13 protein-coding genes are annotated in these 18,669 nt (G+C 71.4%); 2 read left to right on the top strand and 11 right to left on the bottom strand.

All coding sequences use genetic code 11. The features are described from left to right. Positions 1–78: 78 nt before the first annotated feature. The 9 genes from ABZ934_RS18185 to ABZ934_RS18145 form a co-directional block, all read right to left on the bottom strand. Positions 79–1,419 (bottom strand): pseudouridine synthase, encoded by a 1,341-nt coding sequence (locus ABZ934_RS18185; RefSeq protein ID WP_361313932.1) that lies wholly within the window; start codon positions 1,417–1,419, stop codon positions 79–81. After that, positions 1,419–2,057, bottom strand: a complete 639-nt coding sequence (gene scpB, locus ABZ934_RS18180) for an SMC-Scp complex subunit ScpB (RefSeq protein ID WP_361313929.1) — start codon at positions 2,055–2,057, stop codon at positions 1,419–1,421. Before scpB ends, ABZ934_RS18185 begins: the two co-directional genes overlap by 1 nt. Next, positions 2,054–3,328, bottom strand: a complete 1,275-nt coding sequence (locus tag ABZ934_RS18175; RefSeq protein WP_361313926.1) for a segregation/condensation protein A — start codon at positions 3,326–3,328, stop codon at positions 2,054–2,056. The genes scpB and ABZ934_RS18175 overlap by 4 nt, the downstream gene beginning before the upstream one ends. Before the next feature lie 451 nt (positions 3,329–3,779). Further along, positions 3,780–4,283 (bottom strand): hypothetical protein, encoded by a 504-nt coding sequence (locus ABZ934_RS18170; protein ID WP_361313923.1) that lies wholly within the window; start codon positions 4,281–4,283, stop codon positions 3,780–3,782. Then, entirely contained in the window at positions 4,268–5,305 is a 1,038-nt protein-coding gene (locus ABZ934_RS18165; RefSeq protein ID WP_329194072.1) for a ParA family protein, read from the bottom strand. The genes ABZ934_RS18170 and ABZ934_RS18165 overlap by 16 nt, the downstream gene beginning before the upstream one ends. Before the next feature lie 449 nt (positions 5,306–5,754). Further along, complete coding sequence (gene ald, locus ABZ934_RS18160; protein ID WP_361313919.1) at positions 5,755–6,870, bottom strand: alanine dehydrogenase; 1,116 nt, start codon at positions 6,868–6,870, stop codon at positions 5,755–5,757. A gap of 152 nt (positions 6,871–7,022) precedes the next feature. Next, a complete protein-coding gene (locus tag ABZ934_RS18155) occupies positions 7,023–8,987 on the bottom strand; it encodes an AAA family ATPase (protein WP_361313916.1) in 1,965 nt (654 codons plus the stop codon). Between the two features lie 141 nt (positions 8,988–9,128). Next, positions 9,129–9,794: an NUDIX hydrolase gene (locus tag ABZ934_RS18150; RefSeq protein ID WP_361313913.1), complete on the bottom strand. Its 666-nt coding sequence runs from the start codon at positions 9,792–9,794 to the stop codon at positions 9,129–9,131. A 78-nt stretch (positions 9,795–9,872) separates the two neighbouring features. Further along, positions 9,873–11,543, bottom strand: coding sequence for a CTP synthase (locus ABZ934_RS18145; protein WP_361314327.1), 1,671 nt, complete (start codon positions 11,541–11,543; stop codon positions 9,873–9,875). 473 nt (positions 11,544–12,016) lie between these two features. On the opposite strand from ABZ934_RS18145, the gene ABZ934_RS18140 reads away from it, so the two are divergent. Then, complete coding sequence (locus ABZ934_RS18140; RefSeq protein WP_361313910.1) at positions 12,017–13,822, top strand: glycoside hydrolase family 15 protein; 1,806 nt, start codon at positions 12,017–12,019, stop codon at positions 13,820–13,822. Between the two features lie 123 nt (positions 13,823–13,945). Continuing rightward, positions 13,946–15,328 (top strand): FAD-binding oxidoreductase, encoded by a 1,383-nt coding sequence (locus ABZ934_RS18135; RefSeq protein ID WP_361313907.1) that lies wholly within the window; start codon positions 13,946–13,948, stop codon positions 15,326–15,328. Positions 15,329–15,345: 17 nt separating this feature from the next. On the opposite strand, the gene ABZ934_RS18130 is transcribed toward ABZ934_RS18135, so the two are convergent. Both ABZ934_RS18130 and ABZ934_RS18125 read right to left on the bottom strand, forming a co-directional pair. After that, positions 15,346–16,974, bottom strand: a complete 1,629-nt coding sequence (locus ABZ934_RS18130) for an FAD-dependent oxidoreductase (RefSeq protein WP_361313905.1) — start codon at positions 16,972–16,974, stop codon at positions 15,346–15,348. A gap of 50 nt (positions 16,975–17,024) precedes the next feature. Then, positions 17,025–18,560, bottom strand: coding sequence for an APC family permease (locus tag ABZ934_RS18125; RefSeq protein WP_361313902.1), 1,536 nt, complete (start codon positions 18,558–18,560; stop codon positions 17,025–17,027). Between the last annotated feature and the right edge of the window lie 109 nt (positions 18,561–18,669).

Here is an 18,669-nt window from a genome sequence, read left to right as displayed (position 1 = left end):
GGCACCGCGGGTTCTCTCGAGGGTGTCGTGTCGCCGGAAGTCGTCCGGGACGGACTGCCGTGCGGGAGGGACGACGGACTACAGGCCGACCTCGCGCATGAGCATGCCGACCTCGGTGTTGGTCAGACGGCGCAGCCAGCCGGACTTCTGGTCGCCCAGCTCGATCGGCCCGAAGGATGTGCGCACGAGCTTGTCGACCGGGAAGCCGGCCTCCGCCAGCATGCGGCGGACGATGTGCTTGCGGCCCTCGTGCAGGGTCACCTCGACCATGTAGTTCTTGCCGACCTGGTCCAGGACGCGGAAGTTGTCGGCGCGGGCGTAGCCGTCCTCCAGCTCGATGCCCTCCTTGAGGCGCTTGCCGATGTCCCGGGGCAGGGAGCCGGTGATCGCGGCGACGTACGTCTTCTGCACGCCGTACTTGGGGTGCGTGAGGCGGTGGGCCAGCTCACCGTGGTTGGTGAGCAGGATGATGCCCTCGGTCTCGGTGTCGAGCCGACCCACGTGGAACAGCCGCGTCTCGCGGTTGGTGACGTAGTCGCCCAGGCACTGCCGGCCGTCCGGGTCCTCCATGGTGGAGACGACGCCGGCGGGCTTGTTCAGCGCGAAGAACAGGTACGACTGCGTGGCGACGGTCAGGCCGTCCACCTTGATCTCGTCCTTCGGCTGGACGCGCTTGCCCTGCTCCGTCACGATCTCGCCGTTGACCTCGACACGCGCCTGCTCGATGAGCTCCTCGCACGCGCGGCGCGAGCCCATGCCGGCGCGGGCGAGCACCTTCTGCAGACGCTCGCCCTCCTCCTCGGCGCCCGGGAAGGTCTTCGGGGTCTTGATCACGGGCTTGTCGGCGTACCGGTCGCGCACGCGCTCCTCGATCCGCGCGTCCAGCTCGCGGGGGCGCGACTGGCCGCTGCGGCTGCCGGGACCGCGGCGCGGGCCGCCGGCCCCGCCGATGCCCGGGGTCTTGGAGGTCTTGGGGCCGCCCTTGGCGCCGCCGCGCGCGGCCGTGCCGCGCGCACCGCCCCGGCCGCCGTCGGAGGCGCCGCGGGCACCGCCGCCGCCCGCCTTCGGGCCGCTGCGGCCCGACCGCTCACCCTCGGGGCCGACGTCGTAGCGCCGCTCCTCGGGGCGGGGGTTGCGCGGACGCTGGGGGGCCTGGTCACGGTCGCGGTCACGGTCGCGGAAGCCGCCCGCGCTCGAACCTGAGCCGGTGCCGCCGCGGTAACCACCGCTCGAGCCGCTACCGCTGCCGCCCGAGCCGCCGCCGCGGTAGCCACCGCTCGAGCCGCTACCGCTACCGCTGCCGCCGCCGCGGTAGCCACCGCCCGCGCCGGAGCTGCCGCCGCGGGAGTTCCCGCGTCCGCCACCACCGCCGCCGCTGTTCCTGTTGCCGCCGCCGTTGCCGTTACCGCTGCTTCGCATCAAAGTTCCGTCGTCTTGTCGTCTTCATCGGTATCCGGTGCATCCGGATCGAACGACGGAACACCCTCTTGCGCCTCGGCTTCGATCGCGTCCGCCTCGGGGAGGAAGGGCGCGAGCTCCGGGAGCTCGTCCAGGCCGCGCAGGCCCATCCGCTCCAGAAAGTAGTTCGTCGTCCTGTACAGGATCGCACCTGTTTCGGGTTCCGTCCCCGCCTCGGCCACCAGACCGCGCTGGAGCAGGGTCCGCATGACCCCGTCGCAGTTGACCCCGCGGACCGCCGAGACCCGCGACCGGCTCACCGGCTGGCGGTACGCGACGATCGCCAGGGTCTCCAGGGCCGCCTGGGTGAGGCGGGCCTGCCGGCCGTCCAGTACGAACGCCTCGACCGCTGGGGCGTACTCGGCGCGGCTGTAGAACCGCCAGCCGCCGGCGACCGGCCGCAGCTCGAATCCGCGCCCCTGGACGGTGTAGTCGTCCGCGAGCTCGCGCAGGGCGTCCGCCACCTCGCGCCGGCCGCGTTCCAGCACCTTGGCGAGGTGCTCCTCGGTCGCGGGCTCGTCCACGACCATGAGGACGGCCTCCAGGGCGCCCTTGAGGGCGAGCCCCGCCACCCCCGCCTCCTGGACCGGCTCGGTCATTCCTGCGCCTCCACGATCTGATCGAACTCGTCCGTCACCGTCGGCATGCCGTCTCCGTCCCCGCCGCTCCAGCGCACCGTGAGCGCCCCGAGGGCCTGCTCCTGGTCGAGGACGACGGCCTTCTCCCGGTAGAGCTCCAGGAGGGCCAGGAAGCGCGCGACGACGGTGAGGGTGTCCGCGACGCCCTCGGTGAGCTCCTGGAAGGTGGCCTCGCCGCGCGCCTTGAGCAGGGCGACGACGAGGCCGGCCTGCTCGCGCACGCTGACGAGCGGGGCGTGGATGTGCTCGACGTACACCTGGGGCTCCGCGCGGGGCCGCATGGCCTGGACGGCGAGCCGGGCGAACCCGTCGGCGCCGATGCTGATGACGACCTCGGGCAGCAGCTCGGCGTGGTGGGGTTCCAGGCCCACGGTACGGGGGTACCGCTTGCCCTCCTGCCGCGACCAGTCCTGGAAGAGCCCGGCGACCTGTTTGTACGCGCGGTACTGGAGCAGCCGCGCGAAGAGCAGGTCCCGGGCTTCGAGCAGGGCGAGGTCCGCCTCGTCCTCGACCTCGGCGGCGGGGAGCAGGCGGGCGGCCTTGAGGTCGAGGAGGGTCGCGGCGACGACGAGGAACTCGCTGGTCTGGTCGAGGTCCCAGTCGGGGCCCATGGCCCGGATGTACGCCATGAACTCGTCGGTGACCTGGGAGAGGGCGACTTCGGTCACATCGAGCTTGTGCCGGGAGATCAGCTGGAGCAGCAGGTCGAACGGCCCCTCGAAGTTCGCCAATCTCAGGGTGAACCGCCGCTCCCCCCCGCCGTCCGTCGCGGCGTGCTCCGGGCGGCCGGCTCCGCCTTCCCTCGCCGCCGGGGCCGCGGGCACCTCGGGGCTCAGCGGCCCGGGGCCCCTGCGGTGCGCGACCGACCCACTCGCCTCGCCGGCGTCCGAGGCCTCCGGGTCGCGCGGCACGGAACCCCCCGCGGCCGGGACCACGACCGGGCCCGCCGGGCGGGAGGGCCCGAGGCGGTGGACATCGTCCGGCGCCTCGACCCCGGTTCCTGTGCGAGCTTCGGCGCCACGAGGCCCGGGCCCCCGGCCGTGCGCGACTGCCGTGCCGGACGGGCCCGAGTCGGGGTTCTCGGGCGGCTCCGTGCCGCCCGTCTCCGGATCATCGGGTCCGCGCCCCTCGGCCTCCGCGCCGTCCCTCCGCAGGCTCTTCGGGGCAGCGCCACCCGGGCCTCGCCCCAGGTGGCGACGGGGCGGGCGGCCGGATTCGGCGGGAGAGGGCATCGGTGTCCAGGTTCGCGGTGGTGCGGTGACGAGCGTGCCAGCAGCCTAGCCACCGCCCCGCCCCCACCCCGGCGACCGGCCGGTCCGTGGCCGGGCGCCTCGGTGCGCGGCCGGGACCACACCCGCGCGGGCAGGCCCCCCGGCCGACCTGAGCGGCGCGGCGTACGAAGCGCGGCTCGCTGCCGGCTACGTCGGCGCGGCAAGCCGCCGACCGGGCGGCCGGCGGTCCGCCCCGGAGGGCGGTACGGATGCCCGACGGGCCGCAGCGCCCGCACGTGAAGGGAGACCGGAGCCGGTCACCCACGCCCCCGGGCCGGGCAGCCGCAGCAAGCGGAGCACCGGCGGAGGGCGCCACCCGGCCGGGTGTGGGGCTCGGGGCCGCCTCGCCGACATCCAGAGCGGCACGCGGCGGCCCGCCACGGTTCAGGGGCCAAGGCCCGCGAAGGTCGGCTCAACGACCGCGGAGGCGGCGGACCAGGATGCTGGCGTCGCCGCGGGACTCCAGATCGGCCAGGACCACCGCCACCGCCTCGCGGACGATGCGCCCGCGGTCGACCGCCAGGCCGTGCTCCCCGCGCAGCACCAGCCGCGCGTGCTCCAGGTCCATCAGCTCCTCGGCGGAGACGTAGACCGTGATCTTCTCGTCGTGCCGCTCGCGCCCGCTGGGGCGCCGGTTCGCGCCCCGACCCTGCCCCTTGCCGGCCCGGGGCGAGGACGCCCCGGAGGCGGTGGCAGAACCTTCCTGCGGCCGCCGCTGCGCGCCCACCGCGGGTTCCCCGGCCTCCCGGCCGCCCCGGCCCTCGCCCGCCGTGTGCTCCGGCGAGGACGAAGACGAAGGTGAGCCCGTCGTCGCCGGCTCCTCCACGCCCCGTCTCGGCGAGGACGACTGGAGCGCCATCCCCCCGGTCGTACGGAACAGTTCGTCGGCTCCGGGCAGACTCACTCGGCGGGACACCGGGCGAGCACCTCCCTGGCCAGCTGGCGGTAGGCGGCGGCGCCGACGGAGTTGGAGGCGTACGTGGTGATCGGCTCACCGGCGACCGTGGTCTCCGGGAAGCGCACCGTGCGACCGATGACCGTGTGGTAGACGTGGTCGTCGAACGCCTCGACGACCCGCGCCAGCACCTCGCGGCTGTGCACCGTACGGGAGTCGTACATCGTGGCGAGGATGCCGTCGAGCTCCAACTCGGGGTTGAGCCGCTCCTGCACCTTCTCGATCGTCTCGGTCAGCAGTGCCACACCGCGCAGCGCGAAGAACTCGCATTCCAGCGGCACGATCACCTTGTGAGCCGCCGTCAGGGCGTTCACGGTCAGCAGGCCGAGCGACGGCTGACAGTCGATCACGATGTAGTCGTAGTCCTGCATCAGCGGCTTGAGCGCCCGCTGGAGCGTGGACTCGCGCGCGACCTCGCTGACCAACTGCACTTCGGCGGCGGACAGGTCGATGTTGCTCGGCAGCAGGTCCATGTTGGGAACGGCCGTCTTGAGCAGCACCTCGTCGGCCGACATGCCCCGCTCCATGAGCAGGTTGTAGACCGTCAGGTCGAGTTCCATCGGGTTGACGCCGAGGCCCACGGACAGCGCGCCCTGCGGGTCGAAGTCGACGAGCAGCACGCGGCGCCCGTATTCGGCGAGCGCGGCGCCCAGGTTGATGGTCGACGTGGTCTTGCCGACGCCGCCCTTCTGGTTGCACATCGCGATGATCGTCGCGGGACCGTGGTCGGTCAGCGGGCCCGGGATCGGGAAGTACGGCAGCGGCCGTCCGGTCGGGCCGATCCGCTCACGGCGCTGGCGGGCAGCGTCGGGGGCGAGAGTGGCCGCGTACTCGGGGTCGGGCTCGTACTCCGCGTCGGGGTCGTAGAAGTGCCCTTCGGGCACCTGGTCGTAGTCGGCGAATCCCACGGGCTGTTCGCCGCTCGGGTCGCCGGCCCTGGAGTTCACGTCTAGGCCGTCCATGCTCTTTCGGGGCGTCGTCATGTGCTGGTGGTTTGCGAAGGTGCGGACTGCGACCGAGCCGACAGCCTCGGTCCCGGCGGAACCTCGGCCCCGCTCTGGCGTTCCTGCTCGACCACCCCCAGGAGCAAATGTCGACTCATTCACAAGTCGTCTTACCTCCTCGGACGTGACCAGGACACTTATCGATAGGTCAGCGTGGCACCATGCCGACGGTTGGCGACTCTATGGCGTGTCACCACTCAGCGGCAACACAATCCGCCGGACCCGCCGCGTTGTGTCGGCAACCGAACACCACTCTGTCAAGGGCGTACGAGCTGTCACTACGAAGTTTCGCGGGTGTGCGAAAGGGCTAAAGGGTTACGTTCGAGGCGAGTTGAACGACGCCCCCGCGCACCGCGCAAACGCGTCCGGCCGGACCTTGCGGGCAAGGTCCGGCCGGAGACGTGAGATTGACGTCAGTCGTTGACGGGTCAGCCGAGCAGCGTGTTCAGCGGCAGGATCTCAAGGCCGTGGGCCTCGGCGACCGGGCCGTAAACGACCTTGCCGTCATGGGTGTTGAGGCCCAGCGCGAGCGCCGGGTCACGACGCAGCGCCTCGACCCAGCCGAGGTTCGCGAGCTGCACGATGTAGGGCAGCGTCGCGTTCGTGAGGGCGTAGGTGGAGGTGTTCGGCACGGCGCCCGGCATGTTGGCGACGCAGTAGAAGACCGAGTTGTGGACCTGGAAGGTCGGCTCGGCGTGGGTGGTCGGACGGGAGTCCTCGAAGCAGCCGCCCTGGTCGATCGCAATGTCGACAAGGACACTTCCGGGCTTCATCTTGGCGACGAGCTCGTTGGTGACCAGCTTGGGGGCCTTCGCACCCGGGATCAGCACCGCGCCGATGACGAGGTCGGCCTCGATGACGGCCTTCTCCAGCTCGTAGGCGTTGGAGACGATCGTCTTGATCTTGGTGCCGAAGATCTTGTCGGCCTCGCGGAGCTTGTTGATGTCCTTGTCGAGCAGGGTCACGTGGAAGCCCATGCCGATGGCGATCTGCGCGGCGTTCCAGCCGGAGACGCCGCCGCCGATGACCACGCACTCGCCGGCGTGGGTGCCGGGGACACCGCCGGGGAGCACACCGCGACCGCCGGCCGAGCGCATCAGGTGGTAGGCGCCGACCTGCGGGGCCAGGCGGCCCGCGACCTCGGACATCGGGGCGAGCAGCGGGAGCGCGCGGTTCGCGAGCTCGACCGTCTCGTACGCGATGGCGGTGGTGCCGGACTCCAGCAGGGCGTCCGTGCACTCGCGGGAGGCCGCCAGGTGCAGGTACGTGAAGAGGGTCTGGTCCTTGCGGAGGCGGTGGTACTCCTCGGCGATCGGCTCCTTGACCTTCAGCAGCAGGTCGGCGGTCTGCCAGACCTCGTCGGCGGTACCGAGGATCTCGGCGCCCGCGGCGACGTACTCGCCGTCCGTGATCGAGGAGCCGACACCGGCGTTCTGCTCGACGAAGACCTGGTGGCCGTTACGGACCAGCTCATGCACGCCGGCGGGCGTGATGGCGACCCGGAACTCGTTGTTCTTGACCTCGCGGGGGATGCCGACCTTCATCGTCGATCACGGTCCTTGACTCAGGGGATATTACCGGGCACTTCCATACATACCCGCCCACAAGAACGCGCAACGGGATGCACCACGAGATGACGTGGTGAAGCCAGTCTAATGAAGGATGAGGCGCTGTCTAGCCTTGCAAACAAATAATCTTAGTCGGAATCACTGCGGATTTCGCAGGCTGCGGGGTCGTCTCCGAGCAATCTGTCAGCCGCGGACCTGTGCAGTCGGGCGGCCGCCGGGTCGCCGAGCCGGTCGAGCGTGTCGGCCAGCCGGACTTGAAGTGCGGCCTGGAGTCGCAGGTCTCCCGCCTTGCGCGCCAGCTCCACCGCCTGACGGCAGGTGTGCAGCGATTCCGCGGGCCTGCCGGCGTACTCCTGAATGCGCGCCATCTCGCTCAACGCCTTTGCCTGGCCCGGGACATCGGCCAGCTTCCGGTACCCCGCCGCGGCCGCCCGCCAACTGCGCAGCGCGTCCCCGTACCGGCCCGCGTAGGTGTGTACGTTGCCCAGCCGGCCGTACAACCTCGCCTCGTCCGCGCGCTCCCCCCGGGCGAGTGCCTGGGACAGGGCCCGGCCGAACCAGTCGCAGGCCCGGTGCCAGTCCGCCAGCTCCTGGTAGGCACCCCCTACGGATTCCATCGCGCGGCCCGTCGCGTAGGGGTCGTTCGCCGCCTTTCCGGCGTCCAGCGCGGCCCGATACCGCTCCAGGGCCTCCCGGGTGCGGCCCGTCTCGGCGTCCAGATCGGCCAGGTTCAGCAGCGCCGCGGCCCGCTCCCGGTGCAGGCCCCGGCGCTCGGCGACACCCAGGACCAGGCGGTGCAGCCCGTACAGCTCGGGCGCGGCGGCGGCGGTGCCGCGGTGCTCGGCCAGGGCCCGTACGAGGGCTGCGACCAGCCGTCGGGCAAGGGTGTCCAGCTCGCCGTCGGCCACCGCGAGGGAGGCCGAGGCGGCCAGGGCGGGCAGCCGGGTGTCCAGCCAGGTGGCCGCCGCACGCCGGTCGGGGAAGCGCAGCGCACGGGGCAGCCCGTCCAGCCGCTCCCGCAGGTGGTCCTCGTCGTCCGCGGCCATCGCCCGGCAGGAGCCCAGCAACCGTACGGTCCGTTCCAGCATCCGGGCCCGGGCCAGCTGCACCTCGGCCGGACGCTCCTTGGTCTCCAGCAGCGCCCGCAGCAGCGGCGCCAGGCAACCCGGCAGCAGGAACAGTCCGTCCTGGGCGTGCCGTACGAGGCCCAGCCCGGCGAAGTCCTCCAGTGTGGACTGGGCGGCGGCGACGGAGCAGCCGGCGAGGGCCGAGGCGGTGTGGGAGTCGATGATCCCGGCGGGCGCGAGCGGAAGCAGCCGCAGGGTGCGCTGGGCGGGCTGCGGCAGGGACTCGTAGACGAGCCGGAAGGCCCGCCCGAGCGGTCCGTCGGTGCCGGGCGGCATGTCGTGGAGCTGCTTGGCCACGTCGGCGACGGATGCCTGCGGATGCGCGGCGAGCCAGCCACCGGCCAGCTTCAGCGCGGCGGGCTGACCGCCGCACTCCTGGGCGAGGGCCTCGGCGGCGAGCGGATCGACCGTGATCCGGGTGTCCCGGATGCCACCGGCGAGCATCTTGACCGCCGAGGGGGTGTCGAGCCCTCCGAGGGTGCAGGGGCGGACATCCGGAATCCCGGTGAGGGGCCCCTGGGCGGTGACGACGACCAGACACTCGGGGGTATCGGGCAGCAGCGCGTCGACCTGGTGCGGATCGGCGGCGTCGTCGACGAGCAGGACGGCCCGCTTGCCCTTGAGCGCGGTGCGCAGGGCGGAGCTGAGGTCGTCCTCGCCGGCGCCGGGCGGGGTGGGCCGCCCCAGCCCTTCCAGCAGGGTCCGCACCGCCCGTTCGGTGGCGACGGTTCCGCCGCCGGGCAGGGTGAGCCGTACTTTCAGCAGCCCGTCGGGGTACTGGTCACGGACCTCCCGTACGAGCTCCTCGGCCAGCGCCGTGCGTCCCGAACCCGGGCGTCCGGCGATGAGGAGCACCCGCGCGCGGGGGGCCTTGGCCTTGCGGCCCGAGAGGGTGTCGAGTCCGGTCCGCGCGATGTCCTCGCGCAGCTCCTTGAGCTCACGCCGCCGCCCGACGAAATCCGTCACGGATCCGCTCCTCTCCCTGCCCTAGGGTTGCCGAGCGTAGTTCACGCAGAGCGACGGTCCGTGTGGAGCGCGGCGGGTAGATCGCCCGATCGGATCAGCCGATCGTCACATCAGCGGCCCATCCGGCCCAGCGGCCGCTTCCTACGCCTCGAACGGGCGGGCCGGCCAAGGCGCGAGGGCCGGACGCAGCGCGTCGGTCCCGCCGTCTCGGGCGAGGGCGGCGGACAGGGCGAGGACCCCGTTCACCAGGCCGGGGTTGCCGAGTTCGCCCGCGAGTACGCGGTCCACCAGCTCCTCCAGCGGGACCCGGGCCAACTCCATGTCGGCCTCCTCCTCGGACACCTCGAAGCGCTCCCCCTCGGCCTGCGCGAGGTCCCGGGCGAGGAAGATCCGGATCGCCTCGTCGGAGCCGCCGGGGCTGGAGAAGAAGTCGACCAGCACCCGCCAGTCCCGGGCCTCGACGTGCGCCTCCTCGTACAGTTCCCGCTGCGCCGCGCGCAGCGGGTTCTCGCCGGGCACGTCCAGCAGTCCCGCGGGCAGTTCCCACAGCTTGTGCCGCACCGGGTGTCGGTACTGCCTGAGGATCAGGACGCGCTGCTCCTCGTCGACCGCCAGGACGCACACGGAGCCGGGGTGGACCTGGTAGTCGCGGCGGACCACCGCCCGGTCCGGCATCCGCACCTGCTCCGAGCGGACCGCCGTCTTCGCGCCCTGGAACGGGGTCCGCGAGGCGACGACCTCCCAGGACTCCGGTGTGTCCGCGATGCCGGTGCCGATGCCGTTGTCGTTGTCCATGGTCATCCCCATGCCCAGTACCTTCCGGAGAAACGCGACAGCCGGGGCACGATCGCGTGCCCCGGCTGCCTACGTTATGCGCTTAAGCGATCACTTCGCCGACTGCTGTCGCTCCACCGCGGCCTTCACCAGGCCCGCGAACAGCGGGTGCGGTCGGGTCGGGCGGGAGCGGAGCTCCGGGTGGGCCTGGGTGGCCACCAGGTAGGGGTGGACCTCGCGCGGGTACTCGACGTACTCGACGAGCTTGTTGTCCGGGGAGGTTCCGGAGAAGACCAGGCCGGCCTTCTTCTCCAGCTCGCCGCGGTAGGCGTTGTTCACCTCGTAGCGGTGGCGGTGGCGCTCGTCCACGTACGCCTGGTCTCCGTAGACCTCGCGCACGATCGAGCCCTCGGCGAGCTTGGCCGGGTACATGCCGAGGCGCATGGTGCCGCCCAGGTCGCCCGCGCCCTCGACGAAGGCCAGCTGCTCCTCCATGGTCGAGATGACCGGGTGCGGGGTGGAGGCGTCGAACTCGGTGGAGTTCGCGTCCTCGATGCCCGCCAGGTTGCGCGCGGCCTCGATGACCACGCACTGCAGGCCCAGGCACAGGCCCAGCAGCGGGATCTTGTTCTCGCGGGCGTAGGTGATCGCGCCGACCTTGCCGTTGACGCCCCGGTCGCCGAAGCCGCCGGGCACGCAGATCGCGTCGACGTCGCCGAGCTGCGCGGCGGCGTCCTCCGGCGTCTTGCAGTCGTCGGAGGTGACCCACTTGATCTGGACGCGGGCCCGGTTGGCGAAGCCGCCGGCGCGCAGCGCCTCGGTCACCGACAGGTAGGCGTCGGGCAGGTCGATGTACTTGCCGACGAGCGCGACCTTGACCTCGTGGTCGGGGTTGTGGACCCGGTCCAGCAGGTCCTCCCACACCGTCCAGTCGACGTCGCGGAAGGGCAGGTCGAGCTTGCGGACGACATAGGCGTCCAGGCCCTCGGTGTGCAGCACCTTCGGGATGTCGTAGATCGACTTGGCGTCGATCGCGGCGACGACCGCGGCCTCGTCGACGTCGCACATCAGCGAGATCTTGCGCTTGATGGAGGTCGGGACCTCGCGGTCGGCGCGCAGCACGATCGCGTCGGGCTGGATGCCGATGTTGCGCAGCGCCGCGACCGAGTGCTGGGTCGGCTTGGTCTTCAGCTCGCCGGACGGGCCGATGTAGGGGAGCAGCGAGATGTGCACGACGAAGACGTTGTCGCGGCCGACCTCGTGGCGGACCTGGCGGACGGTCTCCAGGAACGGCAGCGACTCGATGTCGCCGACGGTGCCGCCGACCTCGGTGATGACGACGTCGACGTCGTCGGTCGCCATCCGCCGGATGCGGTGCTTGATCTCGTTGGTGATGTGCGGGATGACCTGCACGGTGTCACCGAGGTACTCGCCGCGCCGCTCCTTGGCGATGACCGTGGAGTAGACCTGCCCGGTCGTGACGTTGGCCGAGCCGTCGAGGTCGACGTCGAGGAAACGCTCGTAGTGGCCGATGTCCAGGTCGGTCTCGGCGCCGTCGTTGGTGACGAACACCTCGCCGTGCTGGAAGGGGTTCATCGTGCCCGGGTCGACGTTCAGGTACGGGTCGAGCTTCTGCATCGTGACCCGCAGGCCGCGCGCCTTCAGCAGCGCACCCAGGCTGGAGGCCGTCAGGCCCTTGCCGAGGGACGAAGCGACACCCCCGGTGACGAAGATGTGCTTGGTCGTCATGGCTGTGCTGTTTCGAAAAGCAGCGGGCGGCATAGCCAAGAGGGGGCTCCCGTGGTCGCGAGGTGAGGTGCGTCCGGCGCCGTCCCGCGGAGATCCGGAAGGGTCTCAGGGGGCGCCGAAGCTGCGGTTTCGGGGCTCCTGGTTCGCACAGGCAGACCACCGGTCCACGGGGTACCAGCCTATCAGCGCCCGGACCGGTCCGCCTCCGGCGACGCCCGCCGACCCCTCGCCGCCCCCGGTTGGGACCCACCCGGCCGGGGTATCCGCCCTGGTCACCCATTCGGCCGAGTCGTATTGTCCCGGGGCTTAAGGAGATCACTAGTCTGCCGACATATCCTGCTCGAATATCGCTGCACATCGCCGCCGAGCAGTCCGGCATACGGTGTAACCACGCCACGTCCGGCAATCTAGGCTCGACGCGGGGATCCCTACACACAAGAGACCGCGCATCCGCGCATTGCAAGCGCCCTCAGGGGCGGACGTGGCTGTTCGACTGGAGATGCAACGTGTCCGGGCGCATCGAGGATTACGCACTGATCGGCGACATGCAGACCGCGGCTCTGGTCTGCCGGGACGGGGCCGTGGACTGGGCATGCCTGCCACGCTTCGACTCCCATGCTGTCTTCGCGAGCATTCTCGGCACCGAGGAACACGGGTTCTGGCGGGTCGGTCCCGCGGTCCCGTCCGGCACCCCGGCCCCCCGGGCCGACCGCCGGCGCTATCGCGGTGACTCCCTGGTGCTGGAATCGGAGTGGGACACGCCGCGGGGGACCGTCCGCGTCATCGACTTCATGCCGCCCCGCGAGGACCACGCCCCGCAGCTGATCCGCATCGTCGAGGGGGTCAGCGGCCGTGTCCCGATGCGCTCCGCCCTGCGGATGCGCTTCTCCTACGGGCGGATCGTGCCCTGGGTGCACAAGGTGGACGGTCGCACCGTGGCGGTCGCCGGCCCGGACTCGGTCTGGCTGGACACCGACGCGCAGACCTACGGCAAGGACCTCACGACCTACTCCGACTTCACCGTCGGGCCGGGCGACCGGGTGACCTTCGCCATCAGCTGGCAGCCCTCCCACAAGGGCGCCCCCGACAGCCCGGACGCCGAAGCGGCCTTGGAGGCCACCGCCGACTTCTGGCGGGACTGGGTCGAACACTGCACCTACCACGGCCCCTACCGGGAGGCGGTGGTCCGCTCCCTGATCACGCTCAAGGCGCTGACGTACGCCCCCACGGGCGGGATCGTCGCCGCGCCGACCACCTCCCTCCCGGAGGAGATCGGCGGCGTCCGCAACTGGGACTACCGCTACACCTGGCTCCGGGACGCGGCGATCACCCTCTCCTCGCTGTTGCGCACCGGCTACCGCGACGAGGCGTCGGCCTGGCGGGACTGGCTGCTGCGCGCGGTCGCAGGCGACCCGGAGAACCTGCAGATCATGTACGGGATCGCGGGCGAGCGGGAGCTCGGCGAGACCGAGCTGGACTGGCTGCCGGGCTACGAGAACTCCCGCCCGGTGCGCGTCGGCAACGGCGCCGCCCACCAACTGCAGCTCGACGTGTACGGCGAGGTCACCGAGGCCCTGCACCTCGGCCACATGACGGGCCTGGCCCGCAACGACTACGCGTCGGTGCTCCAGTTGAAGCTGATCCGCTACCTGGAGACGCACTGGAACGAGCCGGACGAGGGCATCTGGGAGGTGCGCGGGCCGCGCCGCCACTTCGTGCACTCGAAGGTGATGGCGTGGGTCGCGGTGGACCGCACGGTCAAGCTCATCGAGAGCGGCGACGTGGACGGCCCGTTGGAGCGTTGGCGCGAGTTGCGCGACGAGATCCACGCCGACGTGTGCGAGAAGGGCTATGACAAGGAGCGCAACACCTTCACCCAGTCCTACGGGTCGAAGGAACTGGACGCCTCCCTGCTGCTGATCCCGCAGATGGGCTTCCTGCCGCCCGACGACAAGCGGGTAATCGGCACCATCGAGGCGATCCAGCGCGAGCTGTCCACCTCCGACGGTTTCATCCTGCGCTACCCGACGGCCGGCGAGGACGCCGGGGTCGACGGCCTGGAGGGCGACGAGGGGGCGTTCTTGGCCTGCTCGTTCTGGATGGCCGACGACCTCGCGATGATCGGCCGGGTCGACGAGGCCCGCCGGCTCTTCGAGAAGCTGCTGTCGCTGCGCAACGACCTGGGGCTGCTGGCCGAGGAGTGGGACCCCAAGCTCCAGCGGCAGGTGGGCAACTTCCCCCAGGCGTTCAGCCACGTTCCGCTGATCGACACGGCGCTGCGGCTGACGGCCAGCGGTGCCTACGGGGGCTGACGCCCGTCCCGGCGCGCTCCATCCGTCCGTCCCGGCGCGCTCCGCCGCGCCGGGACGGTGGCCCCCGCCTAGGCTGGAAGGGTTCTTCGCCCTCTTCGCCCTCCAGGGAAGGAGGGGTGGGTCATGGCGCCCTTCTCCAAGGCGGCCGACGCGCTGGCCGCGCTCCGCGAGGATCTTGCCGGGGAGGTCTTCGCCCCCGGAGATCCCGGCTACGACGAGGCCCGCACCGTCTTCAACGCGATGATCGACCGGCGGCCGGCGGTCATCGCCCAGTGCGAGGGCGTCTCCGACGTCGTCACCGCCGTGCGTTTCGCGCGGGACCTGGACCTGCACGTCGCGGTGCGCGGCGGTGGTCACAGCGTCGCCGGGATGTCCGTCAACGACGGCGGTGTGGTCATCGACCTGCGCCGGATGCACGAGGTGACCGTCCACCCGGCGGCGAAGGCCGTACGGGTCGAGGGCGGGGCCACGATGAGCCACCTGGACCGGGCCTGCGGGCCGTACGACCTGGCGACCACCGGCGGCCGGGCCTCCACGACCGGGGTGGGCGGCTTCGTCCTGGGCGGCGGGAGCGGTTGGCTGGACCGGAAGTTCGGGCTGGCCGTGGACAACCTGCTGGGCGCGGAACTGGTCACGGCGGACGGCGGCGTGGTGGAGGCCACCGCCGACGAGAACCCCGAGCTGTTCTGGGCCCTGCACGGCGGCGGCGGGAACTTCGGCGTCGCCACCTCGCTGACCCTGCGCCTGCACGACCTGCCGGCCATGTCCATGGCGTTCCTGCTCTACCTGCCCGAGCACGGGAACGCGGTGCTCCGCGCCTTCCGCGATGTCGTCGAGGCCGGACCCCCCGAGGTGAGCGGGGCGGCGGTCTACCTGACCGGGCCGCCCGCGGAGTTCGTACCGCCGCACCTGGTCGGACAACTGCTGGCGGGCGCGCTGGTGACCTACACCGGCCCCGAGGAGGAGGTCCGCAAGCTCGCCGAGCCGCTGCTCGCGATCCCGCACGAGGTCGAGATGGTGACGGCCATCCCGTACGCCGATCTCCAATGCATGATCGACGATCCGCCCGGCATGCGGAACTACTGGTCGGCGGAGTACCTGACCGGGCTGCCGGACGAGTTCGTGGACGTCTTCTGCGCCGCCGGGGAGTCCATGCCGGTGCCGACGGGCACCCAGCACCTGGTCCTGCCGCAGGGCGGCGCCGTCGCCTCCGGCCCGCGGGACTGGCCGGTGCCGTACCGCGACGCGCCCTGGGCCGTGCACCCCTTCGGCATCTGGGAGGACCCGGCCGACGACGAGCGGTGCCGGCAGTGGGTCAAGGACGTCCGCGCCGACGCCCGGCCGTGGAGCACCGGCGCGGTGTACCTCAACTTCACCGGCGACGAGGGTCCCGAGCGGGTGGCGGCGGGTCTCGGCGCCGAGAACCTGGCCCGACTGGGTGCGGTGAAGCGGGAGTACGACCCGGACAACGTCTTCCGTTTCAACCACAACATCAGGCCGACGTAGGGGCCCGCGCACAGGCGCTAGGACAGCGCGGTGATCACCTCCCGCGCCGCCCGCTCGCCCTCGGTGGCGCCGCCTTCCATGAACCCCTGGAAGTCGTAGCTGCAGTGCTCGCCGCCGATGTGGACGCGGCCCTGCGCCGTGCCCTCGTACTTGGCGTACCGGTGCAGGTAGCTCGTGGGCCAGTACGAGTAGGCGCCCAGCGAGTACGGGTTCTTGTGCCAGGCCGACAGTTGGGCGCGCCCGTTCCACACGGCCTTGGTTCCGGGGAAGAAGGCGTCCACGCCGGTCAGGACCCGGCCCGCGAGGTCGCGCACGTACGGGTCGGTCTCGGTGGCGAACGGCGAGCCGGGGGTGAGCGCCCCGGCGAGGCTGCCCCCGCCGTACTGGAGCAGGATGCCGCCCGTGCCCGGCTGGACCTTGGTGGTGTCCCAGACCTGCTGGACGGGCGAGTCGGTGAAGCAGTCGCCGGCCGAGACTCCGGGCCAGGGGCCGGTGCCGCGCCAGGGCCGGGCGGTGAACTGCATGTTCAGCTTCGTGCAGTAGCCCATGCGGGCGTCGCGCAGCAGGTTCTTCATCAGCGGGTCGAAGCCCGCCCCGGACAGGTCGATCCGCTGGAGGATCGGCAGGGGCACGCACAGGATGGTGTGGTCGGCGACGACCGTGCGGACGGACCCCGAGTCGTTGAAGGTCAGCGTTTGGGTGCCGTCGGCCGCCACCTTCACGGCGAGCAGCTCACGCCCCATCACGAGCGAACCGGCGGGCAGCGCCTGGGCGATGGCGTTGGGGAGCCGGTCGTTGCCCCCGATGATGTGGTAGCGCTCGTTGGACAGGCCCCAGACGTTGAAGTTGCCCGGGTTGGACTGGTACCCCATCAGCAGGACTAGGGCGAGGGCGGACTGCCGGGTGGTGTCGGCGCCGTACTCGACGTTGTAGGCCACGTCGATGAAGCGGCCGAGTTGCGAGGAGTGGCCGCCCGGGACGCGGGACTCGATCCAGTCGTAGAGGGTCATGTCGTCGAGGGCGACGCCGGCGGGGGTCGCGGAGTTCCAGGACACCTCGCCGGCATCCTGGAGGTCGCGGTGCAGCGCCTGGTAGACGGCCTTGAAGTCCTCGTCGGCCTGGGTGCGCGGGTAGTAGGTGCCGCCCAGCCAGAGGATTTCCTCGGCGCCGTTCGGCCCGCCGCCGAGGAAGTCCTCGACGGGGAGGTTGAAGCGTCGACAGAGCTCCAGGATCTTCTTGTGGCTGGTGTCGATCAGCTCGCCGCCGATCTCGGAGGTCTGGCCGTACGCCCAGTGCGTGCGCTGGCTGTACATGCGGCCGCCGACCCGGCTCGGGTTGGCTTCGTAGAGCGTGCAGGCCACGCCCGCGTCCTGGAGGGTCAGGGCCGCGGTGAGGCCTGATATGCCGGCGCCGACGACGGCGACGCGGGCCGGTGAGACGGGCGGCTTCGGGGCGGGGGCGGACTCGGCGGCGTACGCGCCGGCGGAGGAGGCGAGGACGGTTCCGAGACCGAGGGCGGCGGCGCGGCCGAGCAGTTCGCGGCGGCCGAGGCCGCGGACCTCCTCGACCGGGAGGGCGAGGCGGCGGGCGGCCGCGTGCTCTGCGGCGAGCCGGCGGAGCGCGTGCATCTGGGTCGTACGGGCCATGGCGGGGACTCCTTGTCGGTGGGGCACGCTGGGGTGGGCGACGCTTTCGGTCAGCGGACGGTCACCGCGGCGGGGGCGGCCTCTTCGGCGCGTTCGGCGGAGTCCTCCAGCACGACGCGGCCGATGATCTCGTAGCGCTCGGGGGCCTTGATCTTCAGCCACAGGCCCAGGCCCAGGCCGCCGAAGAAGACGACGCCGACGATCCACGGGATCAGGGTGAAGAAGAACGAGTCGGCGGCGAGCCCGGCGGCGGTCTCCATGTTGACCACCAGCAGGACGACCACGGCGGCCATCGCGATCCCGCCGATCAGCGGGGCCGTGAACGTCTTGAACCAGTGCCGGTCCTCGGGGTGGTTCTTGCGGAAGTAGCCGATCACGGCGAAGGAACACAGCGTCTGGACGATGAGGATCGCCATCGTGCCGAGGATCGCGAGCAGCGTGTAGAGGTGGATGTACGGGTCCTGGCCGGTGAGCCAGAACAGCGCGACCAGCGCGGTGGCGATGGCGGTCTGCACGACCGAGGAGATGTAGGGCGAGCCGTGCTTGACGTGCGTACGGCCGAGGGCGGGGTGCAGGAAGCCCTCGCGGCCGATGGCGTACAGGTAGCGGGCGGCACACTGGTGGAACGCCATGCCGCAGGCGAACGAGCCGGTCAGCAGCAGCCACTGGAAGGCGTTGACGGCCCAGCCGCCGATGAAGGTCTCGGTGGGCGCGAAGAACAGGTCGAGCGGGCTCGCGGAGGCGGAGAGTTCCACGGACTTGGCCAGGCCGTTGCCGGCGATGGTCATCCAGGAGACGTAGATGTAGAAGAGGCCGACGCCGACGACGGAGATCAGCGTCGCCTTGGGGATCACGCGCTTCGGGTCGCGGGACTCCTCCCCGTACATCGCGGTGGACTCGAAGCCGACCCAGGACCAGAAGGCGAAGAAGAGGCCCAGGCCGGCGGAGGCTCCGGTGAAGGCGTTCTTCGGGTTGACCGGCTCGACGGGGATGCCGTCGGGGCCGCCTCCCGCGATCAGGACGGCGGTGGCGACGGCGAAGAGCACGGCGATCTCGGCGACCAGCATCACTCCGAGGGCCTTCGCGGTGAGGTTGATGTCGAAGTGCGCGAGGACGGCGGTGACGGCGAGCATCGCGGCGGCGTAGAGGACCCAGGGCAGGTCGACGCCGAGTTGCGCGTGGACGGTCGTCTTGGCGAAGTACGAGAACACCCCGACGATCGACGCCTCGAAGACGATGTAGGCGAGGACCGCGAGCATGCCGGAGGCCATGCCGGCGATCCGGCCGAGGCCGTGCGAGATGTACCCGTAGAACGCGCCGGCGGCCGTGATGCGCTTGGCCATGGCGACGTAGCCGACGGCGAAAACGGTGAGCACGGCGGTCGCGAAGAGGTAGCCGGCGGGGGCTCCGGTGCCGTTGCCGAAGCCGACCGCGATGGGGAGGTTGCCGGTCATCGCGGTGATCGGCGCGGCCGTGGCGACGGCCATGAAGACCACCCCGACGAGGCCGACGGAGTTGGCCTTCAGCCTTTGGACCCGGGGTGCCGCGGCCGCCGTGGGTGGGGTGCCGGTGAGGTCTTTGCTCATGCCGTCCTCGTTCCTGTCGGGTGGGGCGCCACTCTGTCGGCGAGTGACGCACACCACAATCGGCAAGCGGTCCGATAATCTCCTTGCGTGCCATACGAGTTGTCGGGCC

The organism is Streptomyces sp. NPDC046557 (assembly GCF_040645975.1).
Lineage (GTDB): Bacteria > Actinomycetota > Actinomycetes > Streptomycetales > Streptomycetaceae > Streptomyces.
This window is presented reverse-complemented; position numbering and strand designations above follow the sequence as displayed.

Bases quoted from the DNA above. Each gene is read 5' to 3' on its own strand.
- ABZ934_RS18165 (WP_329194072.1), bottom strand. From the start codon at position 5,305: ATGACGACGCCCCGAAAGAGCATGGACGGCCTAGACGTGAACTCCAGG.
- ABZ934_RS18130 (WP_361313905.1), bottom strand. From the start codon at position 16,974: ATGGCCCGTACGACCCAGATGCACGCGCTCCGCCGGCTCGCCGCAGAG.
- ald (WP_361313919.1), bottom strand. From the start codon at position 6,870: ATGAAGGTCGGCATCCCCCGCGAGGTCAAGAACAACGAGTTCCGGGTC.
- ABZ934_RS18145 (WP_361314327.1), bottom strand. From the start codon at position 11,543: ATGCCGCCCGCTGCTTTTCGAAACAGCACAGCCATGACGACCAAGCAC.
- ABZ934_RS18150 (WP_361313913.1), bottom strand. From the start codon at position 9,794: ATGGGGATGACCATGGACAACGACAACGGCATCGGCACCGGCATCGCG.
- scpB (WP_361313929.1), bottom strand. From the start codon at position 2,057: ATGACCGAGCCGGTCCAGGAGGCGGGGGTGGCGGGGCTCGCCCTCAAG.
- ABZ934_RS18135 (WP_361313907.1), top strand. From the start codon at position 13,946: ATGGCGCCCTTCTCCAAGGCGGCCGACGCGCTGGCCGCGCTCCGCGAG.
- ABZ934_RS18125 (WP_361313902.1), bottom strand. From the start codon at position 18,560: ATGAGCAAAGACCTCACCGGCACCCCACCCACGGCGGCCGCGGCACCC.
- ABZ934_RS18185 (WP_361313932.1), bottom strand. From the start codon at position 1,419: ATGCGAAGCAGCGGTAACGGCAACGGCGGCGGCAACAGGAACAGCGGC.
- ABZ934_RS18175 (WP_361313926.1), bottom strand. From the start codon at position 3,328: ATGCCCTCTCCCGCCGAATCCGGCCGCCCGCCCCGTCGCCACCTGGGG.